Below are 17,197 nucleotides of genomic sequence, written 5' to 3'. Positions count from 1 at the left end.
TCCTTAGTTCGAGACTCGCGCCACGGATCAGCAGGGTCCCGTGGCTGAAGCGCGGGGCGGCGCTCTCACGTGTTGGGACCGCTCTGCCGGGCCATTTCTATTACAGGGCGAAGCTTGCCGCGATGCAAGAGGCCCCCCACAGCGCAAAGCGTCAATATCCACCCCTTGCAACCGCTCGCGCCGCCGATTCGCCCGCCGAGCCGCCGTGCCCGGAGGGCAGACGATCGGCGAGCGGGCGTTTCGCGAGGGACGTCCTACGGGCCGATGCCGAGCGACTTCAGCTTCCGGTGGAGGGCCGAGCGCTCCATGCCGATGAATTCGGCCGTGCGGGAGATGTTGCCGGAGAAGCGGGCGATCTGCGCGATGAGGTATTCCCGCTCGAAGATCTCGCGGGCCTCGCGCAGGGCCAGGCTCATCAGCTTCTCGCCGCCGGCACCCGTCGGCGTCGTCGGCACCAGCGCGCCGATCTCGGTCGGCAGCATCTCGGAGGTGACGTCCTGCTCCGGATCGCTCTGGGTCAGGATCATCAGCCGCTCGACGTTGTTGCGCAACTGGCGGACGTTGCCGGGCCAGTCGTGCGACTGGAGCACCGCCATCGCGTCCTCGGCGATGCGCCGCCGCGGCAGGCCGGTGGCGGCCGAGATCTGCTCCATGAAGAAGGTGATGAGCTCCGGCACGTCCTCACGCCGTTCGGCCAGCGAGGGAATGCGGATCGGCACCACCGAGAGGCGGTGGAAGAGATCCTCGCGGAAGCGCCCGGCGGCGATCTCCTCCGTCAGGTCGCGGGACGAGGAGGAGATGATGCGCACATCGACATGGACGCGGGCCGTGCCGCCGACGCGCTGGAAATTCTGATCGACGAGGACGCGTAGAATCCGGCTCTGCGTTTCCTTCGGCATGTCAGCGACTTCGTCGATGTAGAGCGAGCCGCCATGCGCCTCCTCCAGCGCACCGACGCGCCGCACCCGCCCCTCGCCGCCCTCGACGCCGAACAACTCGGCTTCCATCGTGTCCGGCGTGATCGTCGCGGCGTTGATGACGACGAAGGGCCCGCTCGCCCGCGAGGAGGCGGCGTGCAGCGTGCGCGCCGAGAGCTCCTTGCCGGCGCCCGGCGCCCCCGAGATCATCACTCGCGCGTTGGTCGGCGCCACGCGTTCGATGGTCTGGCGGAGCTGGTTGACCGCGACCGAGCCGCCGACGATGCGGCTGGCTTGGCCCGAGCGGACCTTGAGGTCGCGCACCTCGCGCTTGAGGCGCGAGGCTTCGAGCGCCCGCTCGGCGACGAGGATCAGGCGGTCGGCCTTGAACGGCTTCTCGATGAAGTCGTAGGCGCCGGATTTGATCGCCGCCACCGCGGTCTCGATATTGCCGTGGCCCGAGATCATCACCACCGGCAGATCCGGGTGGCCCGCCTTGATCAGGTCGAGCACCTGCAACCCGTCGAGGCGCGAGCCCTGGAGCCAGATATCGAGGAAAACGAGGTGGGGCCGGCGTGATTCGATCGCCGCCAGCGCCTCGTCGGACCCGGCGGCGGTTCGGGTGCGGTGCCCCTCGTCGTCCAGGATGCCCGCGACCAGATCGCGGATGTCGGCCTCGTCGTCGACGATCAGGATATCGGCGCTCATGGCTGCACCTCCGCGACGCGTCGCGCTTCCATGGCGTCCTCCGTATTCTTATCCATCGTTGTCCTGTCACGCGTGTCCGGTGTGGCGGAGCGCTCCCGCTCCTGTCCCGCACCGGTCCCGGAATTCCGTTCGTCCGGCCGCCCGACTTCCCGCGGCAGCCGCATGCGGACCTGTCCGCCGCGCCCCTCCGGGTTGTCGTTCAGCTCGATCCCCCCGCCATGCTCTTCGAGCACCTTGGAAACGATCGCGAGTCCGAGGCCGGTCCCGCCCTCGCGGGTCGTCATATAGGGTTCGAGCAAGCGCTGGCGCCCCTCTGCCGGAAAGCCTTTTCCGTTATCGGTGACCTCGATCACCACGAATGCCTCTTCGACGACCAGCGTCAGGGCGACCCGACCCTTGCCGCCATCGGCCGTCAGCACGTCCTCCGGCACCGCCTGAACCGCCTCGACGGCGTTCTTGAGGATGTTGGTGAGCGCCTGGGAGAACAGCCGCACGTCGAAGGCGGCGACGACGCGGCCCTTCTCGTCGGCACCGACCGTTTCGAAGGGGAAATCGAGGTCGGGATGCGCCATGCGCAGCATGAACAGATTCTGGCGCGCGATCTCGGCCAGATCCTGCTGCGTGATCGCCGGCTTCGGCATCCGGGCAAACGAGGAGAACTCGTCCACCATCCGCTTGATCTCGTCCACCTGCCGCACGATCGTGGCGGTGCACTGCTCGAACACGTCCTTGTCGGTCGTGATCACTTTTCCGTATTTGCGCCGAATGCGCTCGGCCGAGAGCTGGATCGGGGTCAGCGGGTTCTTGATCTCGTGGGCGATGCGGCGGGCCACATCCGCCCAGGCCGAGGTGCGCTGCGCCGTGACGAGATCGGTGATGTCGTCCAGCGTGACGACGTAGCCCCGCGCCTCGCCCTGCGCCTGCTCGCTGGTGACGCGGACCGCGATCGTGCGCTCGCGGCCGCCGCGCACGAGCTGGATCTGCTGCTGCAGGGCGCGGTGGCGTCCCTCCGCCTCCGGGAACAGAGCGGCGATCTCCGGCACGACATTCGTCAACGGCTGCCCGACGAGTTCCTTGGCCGTGAGGCCCAGCGTCCGTTCCGCGCCGGGATTGGCGATGGTGATGACGCCGTCGGCATCGACGCCGAGCACGCCGGGCGAGACGCCCGACAACACGGCCTCGGTGAAGCGGCGGCGGCGGTCGATCAGGTCGTTGGCGGCGCGCAGGCCATCGTGCTGGCGGCGCAGCTCCTGCGTCATCGTGTTGAAGCTCTCGCCGAGATGGGCGAGGTCGCCGTCGGATTTGCGCGCCGGAACGCGGGCGTAGAAATTGCCCGCGGCGACTTCGTCGGCGGCGTTGATGAGCCGGCGGATCGGGGCGACGAAACGGTTGGCGAAGTTCAGCCCGAACCACACCGCCGAGAGCAGCGTGATCAGGGCGATCAGGATGAAGACCGAGGCGAAGGCGATCTGCACGTAACGGCGCAGTTCGTCGAAGGTCAGGTACTCGGCCGCCGCGGCGCGGGCGACACCGGGAAAGTCGATCGCGAGCTGGCTTACCTCGCGCTGCACCAGCAGCACGGCGTTGTCGTAGGCCGGCATCCGCATCAGGGCGGCGAAGACCCGGCCCTCGTTCGGCAGCAGGCAGATCGGGTCGCTCGACTTCGCCGCATCCTCGAAGGCGGCGGCCGAGGGCAGGCGCGTCTGCTTGAGCACGTCGATATTGGCACGTGCCACCACCTCGTTCGGCCCGCGCATGATCTTGACGATCGGCAGGCCGAGCGCCTGGGCGCGGGTAGTCATGAAGCCCTCGAACCACTCGCGGTTCACATCGAAATTCGGCCGCGCCCGCGTCAGGTCGTCGGCGAAGATGCGGATTTCGCGGGCGAGCGACTGGCAGTGATTCTCCTGATAGGCGTCGGCGACCTGCACCGATTTGAGCACCACGTCACGGACGCGGTCGGTGAAGCCGAGCGACAAGCCGACATCGATCGTCACCGAGGCGACGATGGCGAGCAGGATCGTCGGCAGGATCGCGATCAGGCTGAACAGGCCGACGATGCGGGTGTGCAGCCGCGCCACCGAGGCGTGGGTGCGCCGGGCATGCAGGAAGACCCGCGCCTCCCAGGCGATCACGACGACCAGCGCGAGAACCAGCGCGGCGTTGACCGAGAGCAAGGCCACGCCGGTCGTCGGCGTCCGCGTGATCTGGATGATGCCGGCGAGGATGAGGAAAGTGACCGAGGCGGAAATCAGCGCCGTGAGCACCACCGCCGCCCCGATCCAGCCTGGCCCGCGCGGGGGCGAGTCGAACCGGCGCGCGACCGCCTCGGCGCCGTCCTCGGGGGACGGGGCATCGGACGGCACGTTTTCAGAACGTCGCGACAGAAGCGGCATCACTGATGCGGGGCCACATCAGTGTGGCGAAATTAATACGAATCGGCACCTACGAGGATCCGATCAGGCGGCCAGGGTGCCCCAGCGGCGCAGGTCGCGGAACCGCCGCCCGTCGGAAAAACGCACCGTCACGCTCTCGGAAAGCCGGCCGGCGGCCTCCACCCGGAGGGTCTCCGGCCGCTCCAACTCGTCCGTCCGTTGCAGCGCTGCGGCGACCGACATCGGCACCGGATCGGCGCCGCCGAACGCGCGCCACCATTGCACCGCCTTCTCGCGGGCATGGCCGGAATGCTCCAGGCAGACCTCGACCCGGCAGCCGCCGCCTCGCCAGCGCAGGGCGACGACGAGCCGGTCCGGGCCGGAGCCGCTGGGACCGCGGTCGAGGCACCAGCCGGTCACCTCGCGCCAGGGGCAGATCGATTCGGACAGGATCGGCATGGCGTCCTCCGCGGTCGCGGCGTGAGGTGCCTCCTCGTCCTCCGGTTCGGGCTCCACCCAGCAGGCTTCGCAGGTGCTGGCGTTGAGCGCGATCAGCGCGCCACAGCCGGGGCAGGGTTTGGCCCGCGCCATTCCCAACGCCGCCGGGCCGAGCGCGACGCTGCGGGCGGTCACCGCGTCCACGGGGCCGTGCATCCGCACCAGTCCGGCATAATCGAGCACGATCGCATCCGACTTGCCCGGCGCCCGGCGCAAGGCCCGGCCAACCTGCTGCACGTAGAGCCCGGCCGATTGGGTCGGGCGCAGCAGGGCGATGAGATCGACTTCCGGCACGTTGAAGCCGGTGGAGAGCACGCCGACCGAGACGAGGCAGCGGATCTTTCCGGCGCGGAAGTCGCGCACGATGCGGTCACGCTCGCGCTTTCCCATCTCGCCGGTGACGGTCTCACAGGAGATTCCTTCCGCCCGGATCGCATCGCGCACGGAGGCGGCGTGTGCGAGCCCGGCGCAGAAGGCGAGCCAGGCCCGCCGCTCGCGGCCATAGCCTACCATCTCCTCGACCGCCGCGCGGGTGATCCATTCGCGGTTGACCGCCGCCTCCAGCGCCGAGGGGATGTAGTCGCCGCCGCGCTTCGGCACCCCCGACACGTCGAGGGCGAGCGCGGTCGCCTTGCAGACCAGGGGCGCCAGAAAGCCCTGATGGATCAGGTCGCCGACCAGCGATTCGTAAACGATCCGCTCGAACACGCGGCCCTCGCCCTCGTCGAGCCGGCCGGAATCGAGCCGGTAAGGCGTGGCGGTGAAGCCCGCGACCTTGAGATCCGGGTTGCCGGCCCGCGCTGCGGCGAGGAAGCGGCCGTATCCCGTCTCGCTCGCACGCGGCACGAGATGGGCCTCGTCGATCACGATGAGGTCGATGGCGCCGAACAACGCGGCCCGGTCACGCACGGATTGGATCGAGCAGAAGGTGACCTGCGCGTGAACATCCCGCCGGCCGATGCCGGCGGAGACGATGCCGGCGGGCGCCTCGGGCCAGTAGGCCAATAACTCGCCGTGGTTCTGCACGACGAGTTCGCGGACATGGGTGAGAACGCAGATCCGCGCCTCCGGCGCCCGATCCAGCCATTCGCGGATCAGCGCGGCGATGACGAGCGCCTTGCCGGCGCCGGTCGGCAGCACGACGAGGCCGGGCCCGCCGCCCTGGTCCCAATGACAATCGAGCGCGTCGAGGGCGGCGCGCTGGTACTCGCGAAGGCGCAGCATGGCGCGCCTTTAGCGGAGTTGGCGAGCCTGGAACAGGAGCCGCTGCCGGTCGCGATGCAAGGGGCCATGGCGATCCGCGTCGCCGCGCCGCAAACCGCCCGCAGCGTCCGGGAGTCGGCGCACTATGCCTATGAACAACCTAGGGTAATAGTCTCGGCAGGTGGATTTCATGTAGGGTGGTGGTCAGCTCGCTTCGGACCCGTTCTCTGCTGAAATGTCAGAATCGTTCCCGGAGCGACTACAACAAGCTCTAGCGGCACGAGGTATCCGCAAGTTGTACGCTTTCGCCGATGAAATCGGTGTGAATAAAAGCGCTTTGACGCGATGGAAATCTGGCAAGAATATCAGCATCGAAAACATCTGCCGGCTAGCCGAGTGCCTCGATATATCTATCGATTGGCTTCTGCTTGGGAGAGGATGTATGGATGGAAATAAGAATGTCAGAGAGAGATTTATAGATATATTGGAAAATCATACGTTCGATCTCGGTGTGGAGTTGGACCTGCCTCGACGGGACGCTTGGCGGATGGCGAGACCGTTGCCATCGAGAGACGTGACCGATCCTGAAAGATCGGATCACGTCTCAGGGCCGCCGTTGCGTCTGACCCGGATACGCAACCGAACGCGGACGCCTCACCGCGAAGTGCGGAACACTTGCAGATCGAGATCCCGCACCTTCTTGCGCAGGGTGTTGCGGTTGACCCCCAGCAGTTCCGCCGCGCGGATCTGATTGCCGCGGGTGGCGGCGAGCGCCGCACCGATCAGGGGGCCTTCGATCTCGCGCAGGATGCGGTGGTAGAGGCCGGGCGGGGGAAGGGCGTCGCGGTAGCCCGAGAAGTAGTCCGCGAGGTGCCGCTCGACCGCGCCGGATAGGGTCTCGCTGTCGGAGGCGCCGTTTGCGTTCTTGCGGGCCGCACCGTTGCCGTTGGCCGCGGGCTGGGCGAGCGGCAGGGTGTCGAGTTCCGCCTCGATCACCGGGCCGGTGATGGTCTCCTGCGGGTAGAGCGCCGCCAGGCGCCGGACGAGGTTTTCGAGTTCGCGTACGTTGCCGGGCCAGCGGTAGCGCTTGAGCCGCTCCATGGCGTCGCCGTCCAGCGTCTTGCGGGTCAGCCCCTCGCGCTCCACCAGCACGAAGAAGTGGCGGATCAGGTCCGGCACGTCCTCGGCCCGCTCGCGCAGGGCCGGCAGCCGCAGCGGCACGACGTTGAGCCGGAAGAACAGGTCCTCGCGGAAGATGCCCTGCTGGATCGAGACGCGCAGATCCTTGTTGGTCGCGGCGATGATGCGCACGTTGGTCTTGATCGGCACCCGCCCGCCGACGGTGGTGTACTCGCCCTGCTGAAGCACCCGCAGCAGCCGGGTCTGCGCCTCCATCGGCATGTCACCGATCTCGTCGAGGAACAGCGTGCCGCCCTCGGCCTGCTCGAACCGCCCGGCCGAGCGCGAGAGCGCGCCGGTGAAGGCGCCCTTCTCGTGGCCGAACAGCTCGGATTCGATGAGGTCGCGGGGGATCGCCGCCATGTTCACGGGCACGAACGGTCCGGTGCGGCGGCGGCCGTAATCGTGCAGCGCCCGGGCGACCAACTCCTTGCCGGTGCCGGACTCGCCCGTGATCATCACCGTGAGGTCGGTCGGCATCAGCCGGGCCAGCGCCCGGTAGATCTCCTGCATGGCCGGCGAGCGGCCGACCAGCGGGATGTCCTCGTTCTCCGGCCCGGCGCCGGGCGCGGGCGTCCCGCGGGGGCGTGACAGCGCCCGGCCGACGATCGCGATCAGCTCCTTCAGGTCGAAGGGCTTGGGCAGGTACTCGTAGGCGCCGCGCTCGGAGGCGCGGATCGCGGTCATGAAGGTGTTCTGCGCGCTCATCACGATGATCGGCAGTTCCGGCCGAACGCGCTTGATGCGCGGCAGCAGGTCGAACACGTTCTCGTCCGGCATCATCACGTCGGTGATGACGAGGTCGCCCTCGCCCTGCGCGACCCAGCGCCAGAGCGTGGAGCAGTTCGAGGTGGTTCGAACCTCGTAGCCGGCCCGGGACAGGGCCTGGTTGAGCACGGTGCGGATCGCGGCGTCGTCGTCCGCGACGATGATGTGGCCGTTGGGCATAGCTCTCGACTCAGCGCTCCGCGGCCGATTCACGCCCGTCGCGGGCGCTCGACATGGGAAGGAGGATCCGGAAGGCGGTGCGGCGGGGTACGGGATCGCATTCGACGATGCCCCCATGGTCGCCGACGATCTTGGCCACCAATGCAAGTCCGAGGCCGGAGCCCTGCACCTTGGTGGTGACGAAGGGGTCGAACAGGTCCGACAGCATGTCGGTCGGGATACCCGGCCCGTTGTCGCGCACCGCGACTTCGATCGGCAGGCTGACGCGCTCGCGCGATCCGGGGATCTGGAGGCGCAGGCCGGTGCGGAAGGCGGTCGAGAGGGTGATCTCGCCCTCGACCGTGTCCGTGCCGATCGCCTCGGCCGCGTTCTTCACGAGGTTCAGGATCACCTGGATCAACTGGTCCCTGTTGCCGAGGACGGGCGGCAGCGAGGGATCGTAGTTCTCGACGAAACGGATGTGACGGGCAAAGCCGGACTGGGCCGAGCGCTTCACCTGATCGAGCACGCCATGGACGTTGACGGGGCCGCGCTCCACCGGCCGCTCGTCGCCGAACAACTCCATCCGCTCGACGATGCGCACGATCCGGTCCGACTCGTCGCAGATCAGGCGGGTCAGTAGCCGGTCCTCTTCGTCGCTCTCCTGTTCGAGAAGCTGCGCCGCGCCGCGGATGCCGGCGAGCGGGTTCTTGATCTCGTGAGCGAGCATCGCGCCGAGCGCCACCATCGAGCGCGCGGCGCCGCGATGGGTAAGCTGCCGGTTCATCTTGTCGGCGATGGTGCGCTCTTGCAGCATCAGCACCACCGAATCGTCCTCGTCCCGCAGGGGCGTGGCGAAGACGTCGACGCTGCGCTCGGTCCCCGAGCGCGGCTGGACCAGCTCGACCCGGTATTCCGACACGGAGGAGCGGCGGCGGCGCACCTCGGTCACCAGCGCGATGATCGGCGAGGAGAACGGGATGATGTCGCGCAGCCGCCCCCGCAGCATCAGCCGGGCCGAGGCGTCGAAGAACAGTTCGGCGGCGTGGTTGACCCGCAGGATCCGCTCGTCCGGCCCGATGGTGAGGACCGGCAGCGGCAGCGAGTTCAGCACCGCCTCGGCCGGCGGCAGGGATTCAGGATTGGGCTCGTCGGAAAAGGGCATCAGGCCGCCTCGCCGAGGGGCGTGGTCGCCACCCCGGCCGGTTCGAGGAACGCGCGTTGCAAGAGGCGGAGCGCCTCCGCCGGATCGTGCGTGGTGACGAGACGGCGCCGGTCGTCCGGGGTCAGTCCGCCGGCCGCATCGGCATAGGCCGCGAGATGCTTGCGGGCGTGGCGCACGCCCATCGCCGCGCCGTAGAGCGCGATCAAACCCTGGTAATGCTCGGCCGCGACCGCCGCCCGCTGCTCGGCCGAGAGCGGCGGCGCCACGCGCCCGGCGAGGCCGGCGGCGATCTCGCCGACGAGCCAGGGGCGCCCGACCGCCGCGCGCCCGACCATCACGCCCGCCGCACCGGATTGGCTGAGGCAGGCGCGGGCCTCCTCCAGGCCGGTGATGTCGCCGTTGGCGATGACGGGGATGCGCACCGCCTCGACCACGGAACGGATCTCCGACCAATCGGCCCGGCCCTTGTAGAATTGCTGCCGGGTGCGGCCGTGAACCGTCACGCCGTCGAGCCCGAGCGCTTCGGCGCGCCGTGCCAGTTCGGCGGCGTTGAGGCTCGCGTGATCCCAGCCGAGCCGCATCTTCACGGTGACGGGCACGTCGACCGCGCCGCGCACCGCCGCGAGGAGGCGCGCGGCGTGGTCGAGGTCGCGCATCAGGGCCGAACCCGATTCGCCGCCCGTCACGGTCTTGGCCGGGCAGCCCATGTTGATGTCGATGGCGTCCGCGCCGTTCGCCACGGCGATGCGGGCGGCCTCGGCCATCGGTTCGGGCGCGCAGCCGGCGAGCTGCACCACATGCGGGTCCACCCCCGCGCCCTCGGCCCGGACCTGCGATTCGGCGTCACCCTTCGCCAGTTCGGCCGCCGCGACCATCTCGGAGACCACCGCGCTGGCACCGAGCCGCTGGGCGAGACGGCGCATATGGAGGTCGGTGACGCCCGACAGCGGTGCCAGCAGGACCGGCGGGCTCTTCGCCCCCGGATCGTCAGCCCCACGCAGTGCGCTCAAATAATGGTCACGTGTCATTGTGCTCAATAAGTAGCCAAATGGCGGGCGGACGCAAGCGCCTGCTGCGTTTGCCTTCGCGCATCTTGACGCATAAGGACGCGGTGATCCCCATCCATCCCCAGATGATTTCCATTCGAGGCCCAGCATGTCCGACCAAGCCGCGCGGCCGCCTGGGCAGGGATCGGGGCGTAAATCGGTGGCGGCGGTCGTGGTGGCGGCCGGCAAGGGCCTGCGCGTCGGCGGCGATTTACCCAAGCAATATCGCCGCGTCGGCGGCCGAGCCGTCCTGACGCGGACGCTTGCGGCGCTGGCGCAATCGCCCCGCATCACCCGCATCCAGCCGGTGATCGCGCCGGATGCGCAGGACTTCTATCGCGAATGCCTTGCCGATCTCGAGCCGGCGCAGCGTGAAAAACTCGCCGAGCCGGTGCCGGGCGGGGCGACGCGCCAGCAATCGGTGGCGGCCGGGCTCGAAGGGCTCGCCCGCTTAGGCGCGCCCGATCTCGTGCTCGTCCACGACGCGGCGCGGCCCTTCGTGGACGAGGCGTTGATCGCCCGCGCGGTCGCAGCCGGCTCCGAGCACGGCGCATCGGTGCCGGGCATCGCGGTCTCCGACACGATCAAGCTCGTGGCGGAGATCGCGCCGGGCATCGGCCGCGTCCACGAAACCCCGGCTCGCGAAAATCTTCGCGCCGTGCAGACCCCGCAGAGCTTCCGCTTCGGTCTGCTTCTCGATGCGCATCGCCGAGCCGTCGCCGAGGGCCGCGATGGCTTCACCGATGACGGGGCGCTCGCCGAATGGGCCGGGCTGCCGGTCGTGGTGTTCGAGGGCGACGCGCGAAACCGCAAGATCACCCAGGCCGCGGACCTGATCGAGGCCGATCGGGCATTCTCCGGACGGTCTTTCTCTGAACCTGCGCCCGCGATATCGGATGACCCCATGACCACCTACGTGACCCGCCTCGGCACCGGCTTCGACGTCCACGCCTTCACGGAGGGCGACCATGTCTGGCTCGGTGGCGTGAAGATCCCCGCCGACCGGGGCGTGCTCGCCCATTCCGACGGCGACGTGGCTCTGCACGCGCTCACCGACGCGCTGCTCGGCGCCATCGCCGACGGCGACATCGGCACGCATTTCCCGCCCTCCGACGAGAAGTGGCGCGGGGCGGCCTCCGATCAGTTCCTGGCCCATGCCTGCGAATTGGTGCGCGCGCGCGGCGGCAAGATCGACCATCTCGACATCACGGTGCTCGCGGAAGCCCCCCGCATCGGCCAGCACCGCGAGGCCATCCGCGCCCGCATCGCCGAGATCGCAGGCGTGCCGCTCTCCTCTGTTTCGATCAAGGCGACCACCACGGAAAAGCTCGGCTTCGTCGGGCGCGCCGAGGGCCTCGCCGCCCAAGCCGCCGCGACGGTGCGGCTGCCGGAGGTCTGCGCGGAGCTGGAGACCGAGGCGGAGACCAACGAGCGCCGTTCGTGATCGAAGACGCCGCTTTGCTGGCCCGCGCCGAGGCGCTGGTGCGGGCCTACGCGGCAGCGGGCCAACGCATCGCGACCGCCGAGTCCTGCACCGGCGGTCTCGTGGCCGGGCTGCTCACGGCAGTGCCCGGTTCCTCGGCGGTGGTGGAGCGCGGCTTCGTCACCTATTCCAACGAGGCGAAGGCCGAATCGATCGGCGTGCCGATGGACCTCATCGCGGCGCACGGCGCGGTGAGCGAGCCGGTCGCCCGCGCCATGGCGGAAGGCGCGCTCGCCGCGTCACACGCGGACGTGGCGGTCTCGGTGACCGGCATCGCCGGGCCGGGCGGCGGCAGTGACGCCAAGCCGGTCGGCCTCGTGCATTTCGGGCTCGCCGTGAAGGGCGGCTCCACCCGCCACGTCGAGCGGCGTTTCGGCGATCCGGGCCGGGCCGAGATCCGGCGGTTGTCGGTGGCGGAGGCACTGACGCTTCTGGAGGAAGCCGTCGATTTGCATCGCCCCGGCTCGCCGTCAGGCGAAACCATCTGACCCCACTTCTCCCATCCTGATCCTCATCCTGAGGTGCCCGCGTCAGCGGGCCTCGAAGGATCTTCCAGGGATCGCGCGGGATCTGGAGGATCCTTCGAGGCCGCTTCGCGGCACCTCAGGATGAGGGCGGTGTCTTGGAAGCGCCGATCAACCCAGCAATCGGTCCAGCGTGATCGGCGTCTTGCGCACCCTGATCCCCGTCGCGTGATACACCGCGTTGGCGATGGCGCCCGCTGTACCGGTGATACCGATCTCGCCGACGCCCTTGATGCCGAGCGGGTTCACGTGCGGGTCGTGCTCGTCGACGAGGATCGCCTCGATCGACGGCACGTCGGCGTTCACGGGCACATGGTACTCGCCGAGATTGGCGTTCATCACCCGGCCCGAGCGGGGATCGACCGCGGCGTTTTCGTGGAGCGCGAAGGACACGCCCCAGATCATCCCGCCGTAGTACTGGCTCGTGACGAGGCGCGGGTTGACGATCCGGCCGGCGGCGAAAGCACCGACGAGCCGGGTGACGCGGATCTGGCCGAGATCGGGATCGACGGTGACCTCGGCGAAGACCGCGCCGTGGGCGTGCATCGCGTAGGCCTCGCGTGCCGCCGGATCGGGGGCGCCCTGCCCTTGCGCCGAGACCGATGCGCGGCCGGCCCGGTTCAGGATCTCGGTGAACGACTCGCTGCGTCCCTCGTCGTCCCGTCGGATCAGTCGACCGCCGCTTGCGTAGACGCCGGCATTACCGGCGCCATACAGGGCCGATCGTTCGTCGTTGGTCGCGAGGTCGGCGAGTTGCGCCAGCACCGCGGCAGCGGCGGAATGGATCGCCGTGCCGGCGGTGGCGGTGTGGGCCGAGCCGCCGGCGATGCCGGCATTCGGCAGGTCCGACGTGCCGCTCTGGAAATCGAGTTGCGCAAGGCCAATCCCGAGACCGTCGGCGGCGATCTGCGCCAGCGCGGTCCACGCGCCTTGCCCCATATCATGGGCGCCGAGCGCGACGGTGCCGGTGCCGTCGGCGCGAATCTCGGCCCGCGCCTCCGCCTGCATCATCAGAGCCGGGAACAGGGCCGTGCCCATGCCATAGCCGACGAGGTGCCCGGCCGAATCGCGCATCGATCGGGGCACCGGGGCACGTCGGTCCCAGCCGAAGCGGGCGGCGCCTTGGGCGTAGCACGCACGCAGGGCCTTGGAGGAGAAGGGCCGGCCGGAGATCGGCTCGACCTCGGCATAGTTCCTCAGGCGGAATTCGAGCGGATCGAGGCCGCAGGCTTCCGCCATCTCGTCGATCGCGCCCTCCAGGGCGACGCTGCCCGAAGCCTCGCCGGGCGCACGCATGAAGAGCGGCGTGCCGGTATCGACCCGCACGCCGGAATGGCGCGTCGAGACCGCGGGCGCGGCGTAGAGGTAGCGGGAGATGGCGCTGGCCGGCTCGTAGAATTCGTCGAAGCGGCTCGTCGCCGTCAGTGTGTGGTGGTCGAGGGCGGTGAGTGCGCCCGACGCATCGGTGCCGAGCCGCAGCGTCTGCCGCGTCTCGGCGCGGTGGCCGACGGGGCCGAACATCTGCTCCCGACGCAGCACGAGCTTCACCGGACGGCCGACGAGTTTGGCTGCCATCACGCCGAGAACCTGCGGCCCGGACAGGAAGCCCTTCGAGCCGAAGCCGCCGCCGAGAAAGGGGGAGCGGACGAGAATGTTCTTCGGGTTGAGCCCGAACAGGCCGGCAAGCCGCATCTTGGCCATGGCGAGCCCCTGGCTCGGCGTGTCGACGACGAGCCGGTCGCCGTCCCACTGCGCCACGATGGCGTGGGGTTCGAGCGCGTTGTGATACTGCGCCGGTGTTTCGTAGGTCGCCTCGACCCGGCGCTGCGCCTGTCCCAGCCCGGCCTCGACATCGCCGCGCGACACGATCGCCTTGTCGCCGGCACCGACGCCCTCGGGCTCCTGCGGCGCCTCGGCATCGAGCCCGATACGCGGCGAATCCACCTCGTAACGCGGGGCTAGCAACGCGGCGCCCTCGGTCGCGGCCTCCAGGGTCTCGGCGATCACCACCGCGATCGGCTGGTGTGCGTAGCGGACGCGGTCGTTCTGCAACAGATCGAGCCGGAACATGAAGGGGTTGTCCTTCGCGTCCGGGTCCTGGGCGAGCCGCGGCGCGTTGGCGCCCGTCATCACCTCGACCACGCCGGGATGGGCCTTGGCCGCCGCAACGTCGAGGCCGGCGACCCGGCCGCGGGCGATCCGGCTCACCGCCACCACCGCGTGAAGCAAGCTCTCCGGCCGGTTGTCGGCGGCGTAGGTCGCCTGCCCGGTGACCTTCAGGAGGCCGTCGCGGCGGGTGAGCGGCTGGCCGATGCTCGACCCGTGCCGGGCCTGCTCGTAGGCAATGTCAGGCATGGAGCGCGTCTCCCGAGAAGGCGGAGGCCGGAAGCGCCGGCATGCGCTCCGGGGTGCCGGCGGCGGCAAGGGTCAGCGCCCGCACGATCAGGCGGCGGGCCAGCTCGATCTTGTAGGCGTTGTCGCCGGAAGGCCCAGCCTCGGCCAGGGCCGCATCGGCCGCCTCCCGAAAACTCCGCTCGCTCAGTTCCGCGCCGGCCAGCGCCGCCTCGGCCGCGCGGGCGCGCCAAGGCTTCAGCGCGACGCCGCCCAGAGCGATCCGCGCCTCGCCGACCCGCCCCCCATCGAAGCGCAGCGAGGCCGCGGCCGAAACTACGGCGAAGGCATAGGAGGTGCGGTCGCGGACCTTGAGGTAGCGGGAATTCCCGGCAAAGCCCGCAGCTTCCGCCGGCAGGCGCAGGGCGACGATGAGGTCGCCGGGTTCCAGCACGGTCTCCCGGTCCGGCCGCTCTTCCGGCAGGCGGTAGAGTGCGTCGAGCGGCACCTCGCGGGCGCCGGCTCGGCCCTCGATCTCGACGGTGGCGTCGAGTGAAACCAGGGGCACGCAGAAGTCGGAGGGGTGGGTGGCGATGCAGTGCTCGCTCCAGCCGAGCACGGCGTGGAGCCGCGTCTCTCCGCCGCGCGCCTCGCAGCCGGCGCCGGGATCGCGTTTGTTGCAGGCGCTGGCCGGGTCGTAGAAGTAGGGGCAGCGGGTCCGCTGCAGCAGGTTGCCAGCCACCGTCGCCGCGTTGCGCAGTTGCGCCGAGGCCCCCGATAGCAGGGCTTCGGCCACGGCGGGATGCGCTTTCGAGACGTGCGGATCGTAGGCGAGGTCGCTGTTGCGCACGAGCGCACCGATACGGATGCCTCCATCCGGCAAGTGCTCGATCCGGTCGAGGCCGGGAAGATGCGTGACATCCACAAGGCGGCCGGGGCGGGTGATGCCGCCCTTCATCAGGTCGAGCAGGTTGGTGCCGGCAGCGAGATAGGTCGCGCCCGGCTCGGCGGCCGCGGCGACGGCTTCGGCAATGCTGCCGGCGCGGATATAGTCGAAGCGGTTCACGCGGCGTCTCCCTGATCGACGCCGGCGCTGCGGGCCTGGGCGTCGAGCACGGCCTCGGTGATGCCGATATAGGCGCCGCAACGGCAGAGATTGCCGCTCATGCTCTCGCGCACCCGCTCGGGATCATCGCCCGCACGGCCCTCGCGGATCAGTCCGACGGCGCTCATGATCTGTCCCGGGGTGCAGAAGCCGCACTGGAAGCCGTCATGCTCGATGAAGGCGGCCTGGACCGGGTGAAGCTGCTCGCCGACCGCCAGACCCTCGATGGTCAGAACCTCGGCCCCGTCCAGGCTCACGGCGAGCGCGAGGCAGGAATTGATCCGCCGCCCGTTCAGCAGAACGGTGCAGGCGCCGCATTGGCCCCGATCGCAGCCCTTCTTCGAGCCGGTGAGGCCGAGCCGTTCACGAAGGAGATCGAGGAGGGTGACGCGCGGATCGTCGAGTTCGATCGCGCGCGGTTCACCGTTGACGGTCAGCGTCAGACGAAACGTCATGCGGAGACGGCTCCCAGGCTCGCATCCTGTCTGGAAGCGTTTCAATTAGCCCGGCCGCTGCGCGCGACCAGGGGATGCGACGGAACCGACCGTCACGTCCACCTTCCATGCCCGCCTTCAACCCCGATGCCACCCCCCTTCCTGGGCGCGCGCCGCAGCAACGAGCGCCCTAGGCCGGTCCGCCCGGCGCATGGACACTCAGGCGTAGCAGCGCGGCGATGAGCGGCTGGGCGGAGTCTGCGACGGCGTGGTCACGGGTCTGGAGCGCGAGGTCCGGTTCGGTCGGTGCCTCGTACGGAGCCGAAATCCCGGTGAAGTTGGGAATCTTGCCCGCCCTCGCCCGATCGTAGAGGCCCTTGGGATCGCGGGCTTCACAGACCGAGAGCGGCGTGTCGATGAACACTTCGAGGAAGGGGATGTCGCCCGCAATCGCCCGGGCCGCCGCGCGTTCCGCGCGAAACGGCGAGATCAGGGAGACGATCACCACGAGGCCGGCCTCTGCCATGAGGCGGGCGGCCTCGGCGGCGCGGCGGATGTTCTCGATCCGGTCGTCCGCGGTGAAGCCGAGGCCGCGATTGAGGCCCTGACGCAGGTTGTCGCCATCGAGCACCATCGTGCAACGGCCCGCCTCCGTCAGCGCGCGATCGACCGCATCGGCAATGGTCGATTTGCCGGCACCGGACAGACCCGTCAGCCATGCGATGGCCGGGCGCTGTCCCATCTGCGCCCAACGTCTCTCACGCGGTTGCAGCACCTGCCAGGTCAGGTTCGACGGGGGACCTGCGGGTAGCGTCATCGGCACTCCATCTCGTCATGGCGAGGCAGTGACCTCGATCATGACGTATCGCCTTCTGCACTGCTGTTTGCCTGCTTGCTGAGCGCTGTCTTCGTCCTGCCTTTGGCCGAGACGGCGTCGGCTCTGTCATGCCAGGCAAGTACGGCGCGACACGGGAAGTCGCAAAGCGCGAAGATGTTGCATAACGAACGAGCGATGCGTGCCTTCCTGGACTTCGCCGGTGCCGCCCTCCGACAAGTGGACGGTCGGGCGGAGCGGTATTGGACGTTGCGAATCGAAACCCCGATCGTTATCGATCGAGCCGGTCGCGTTCGAACAGGGAGACGCAGCATGGTTGTCGGCATCGTCTTCCGTCGTGCAGGAATCGCTGTAGCGCCTGCCGGAATCGCCTAGGCGCATTCCCCCGCCGCCCGGCCTGAAGGCCCGCGCGGCTCGCGCACCCTCCCCGATCTGACCTCGCCGGACCGCGCGTTCCAATCCGCGGC

General features: G+C 69.4%; 13 protein-coding genes. 3 read left to right on the top strand and 10 right to left on the bottom strand.

Annotation, left to right across the window (positions count from 1 at the left end):
* Nucleotides 1-254: 254 nt before the first annotated feature.
* The 3 genes from ntrX to Y590_RS13155 all read right to left on the bottom strand — a co-directional run bounded on the left by ntrX (nt 255) and on the right by Y590_RS13155 (nt 5,722).
* Nucleotides 255-1,625, bottom strand: coding sequence for a nitrogen assimilation response regulator NtrX (gene ntrX, locus Y590_RS13165; RefSeq protein ID WP_060770241.1), 1,371 nt, complete (start codon nt 1,623-1,625; stop codon nt 255-257).
* The gene (locus Y590_RS13160; protein ID WP_060770240.1) at nt 1,622-4,021 is read right to left on the bottom strand and encodes a sensor histidine kinase NtrY-like; all 2,400 of its coding nucleotides are present in this window, start codon (nt 4,019-4,021) and stop codon (nt 1,622-1,624) included. Before Y590_RS13160 ends, ntrX begins: the two co-directional genes overlap by 4 nt.
* A 63-nt stretch (nt 4,022-4,084) precedes the next feature.
* Nucleotides 4,085-5,722 (bottom strand): DEAD/DEAH box helicase, encoded by a 1,638-nt coding sequence (locus Y590_RS13155; protein ID WP_060770239.1) that lies wholly within the window; start codon nt 5,720-5,722, stop codon nt 4,085-4,087.
* A 214-nt stretch (nt 5,723-5,936) separates the two neighbouring features.
* Between Y590_RS13155 and Y590_RS25735 the strand changes: the two genes are divergently transcribed.
* Entirely contained in the window at nt 5,937-6,452 is a 516-nt protein-coding gene (locus tag Y590_RS25735; protein ID WP_083530847.1) for a helix-turn-helix domain-containing protein, read from the top strand.
* Here Y590_RS25735 and ntrC read toward each other — a convergent pair.
* The 3 genes from ntrC to dusB are packed head-to-tail and all read right to left on the bottom strand — an operon-like array spanning nt 6,356 to nt 10,000.
* Nucleotides 6,356-7,828: a nitrogen regulation protein NR(I) gene (gene ntrC, locus Y590_RS13150; protein ID WP_060770238.1), complete on the bottom strand. Its 1,473-nt coding sequence runs from the start codon at nt 7,826-7,828 to the stop codon at nt 6,356-6,358. The genes Y590_RS25735 and ntrC overlap by 97 nt on opposite strands.
* A 10-nt stretch (nt 7,829-7,838) precedes the next feature.
* Complete coding sequence (locus tag Y590_RS13145) at nt 7,839-8,972, bottom strand: two-component system sensor histidine kinase NtrB (protein ID WP_060770237.1); 1,134 nt, start codon at nt 8,970-8,972, stop codon at nt 7,839-7,841.
* The gene (dusB, locus tag Y590_RS13140) at nt 8,972-10,000 is read right to left on the bottom strand and encodes a tRNA dihydrouridine synthase DusB (RefSeq protein ID WP_060770236.1); all 1,029 of its coding nucleotides are present in this window, start codon (nt 9,998-10,000) and stop codon (nt 8,972-8,974) included. Before dusB ends, Y590_RS13145 begins: the two co-directional genes overlap by 1 nt.
* A gap of 127 nt (nt 10,001-10,127) precedes the next feature.
* Between dusB and Y590_RS13135 the strand changes: the two genes are divergently transcribed.
* Both Y590_RS13135 and Y590_RS13130 read left to right on the top strand, forming a co-directional pair.
* The gene (locus tag Y590_RS13135; protein WP_060770235.1) at nt 10,128-11,462 is read left to right on the top strand and encodes a bifunctional 2-C-methyl-D-erythritol 4-phosphate cytidylyltransferase/2-C-methyl-D-erythritol 2,4-cyclodiphosphate synthase; all 1,335 of its coding nucleotides are present in this window, start codon (nt 10,128-10,130) and stop codon (nt 11,460-11,462) included.
* Entirely contained in the window at nt 11,459-11,989 is a 531-nt protein-coding gene (locus Y590_RS13130) for a CinA family protein (protein ID WP_060770234.1), read from the top strand. Before Y590_RS13135 ends, Y590_RS13130 begins: the two co-directional genes overlap by 4 nt.
* A gap of 147 nt (nt 11,990-12,136) precedes the next feature.
* On the opposite strand, the gene Y590_RS13125 is transcribed toward Y590_RS13130, so the two are convergent.
* The 4 genes from Y590_RS13125 to cysC form a co-directional block, all read right to left on the bottom strand.
* Nucleotides 12,137-14,380, bottom strand: a complete 2,244-nt coding sequence (locus tag Y590_RS13125; RefSeq protein WP_060770233.1) for a xanthine dehydrogenase family protein molybdopterin-binding subunit — start codon at nt 14,378-14,380, stop codon at nt 12,137-12,139.
* Nucleotides 14,373-15,422 carry an FAD binding domain-containing protein gene (locus tag Y590_RS13120; protein WP_060770232.1) on the bottom strand — a complete coding sequence of 350 codons (1,050 nt, stop codon included), beginning with the start codon at nt 15,420-15,422 and terminating at the stop codon, nt 14,373-14,375. The genes Y590_RS13125 and Y590_RS13120 overlap by 8 nt, the downstream gene beginning before the upstream one ends.
* Nucleotides 15,419-15,916 (bottom strand): (2Fe-2S)-binding protein, encoded by a 498-nt coding sequence (locus tag Y590_RS13115; RefSeq protein ID WP_060770231.1) that lies wholly within the window; start codon nt 15,914-15,916, stop codon nt 15,419-15,421. Before Y590_RS13115 ends, Y590_RS13120 begins: the two co-directional genes overlap by 4 nt.
* Nucleotides 15,917-16,085: 169 nt before the next feature.
* Nucleotides 16,086-16,712, bottom strand: a complete 627-nt coding sequence (gene cysC / locus Y590_RS13110) for an adenylyl-sulfate kinase (protein WP_060770230.1) — start codon at nt 16,710-16,712, stop codon at nt 16,086-16,088.
* Between the last annotated feature and the right edge of the window lie 485 nt (nt 16,713-17,197).

It is taken from the genome of Methylobacterium sp. AMS5, assembly GCF_001542815.1.
Taxonomy (GTDB): Bacteria; Pseudomonadota; Alphaproteobacteria; order Rhizobiales; family Beijerinckiaceae; genus Methylobacterium.
This window is presented reverse-complemented; position numbering and strand designations above follow the sequence as displayed.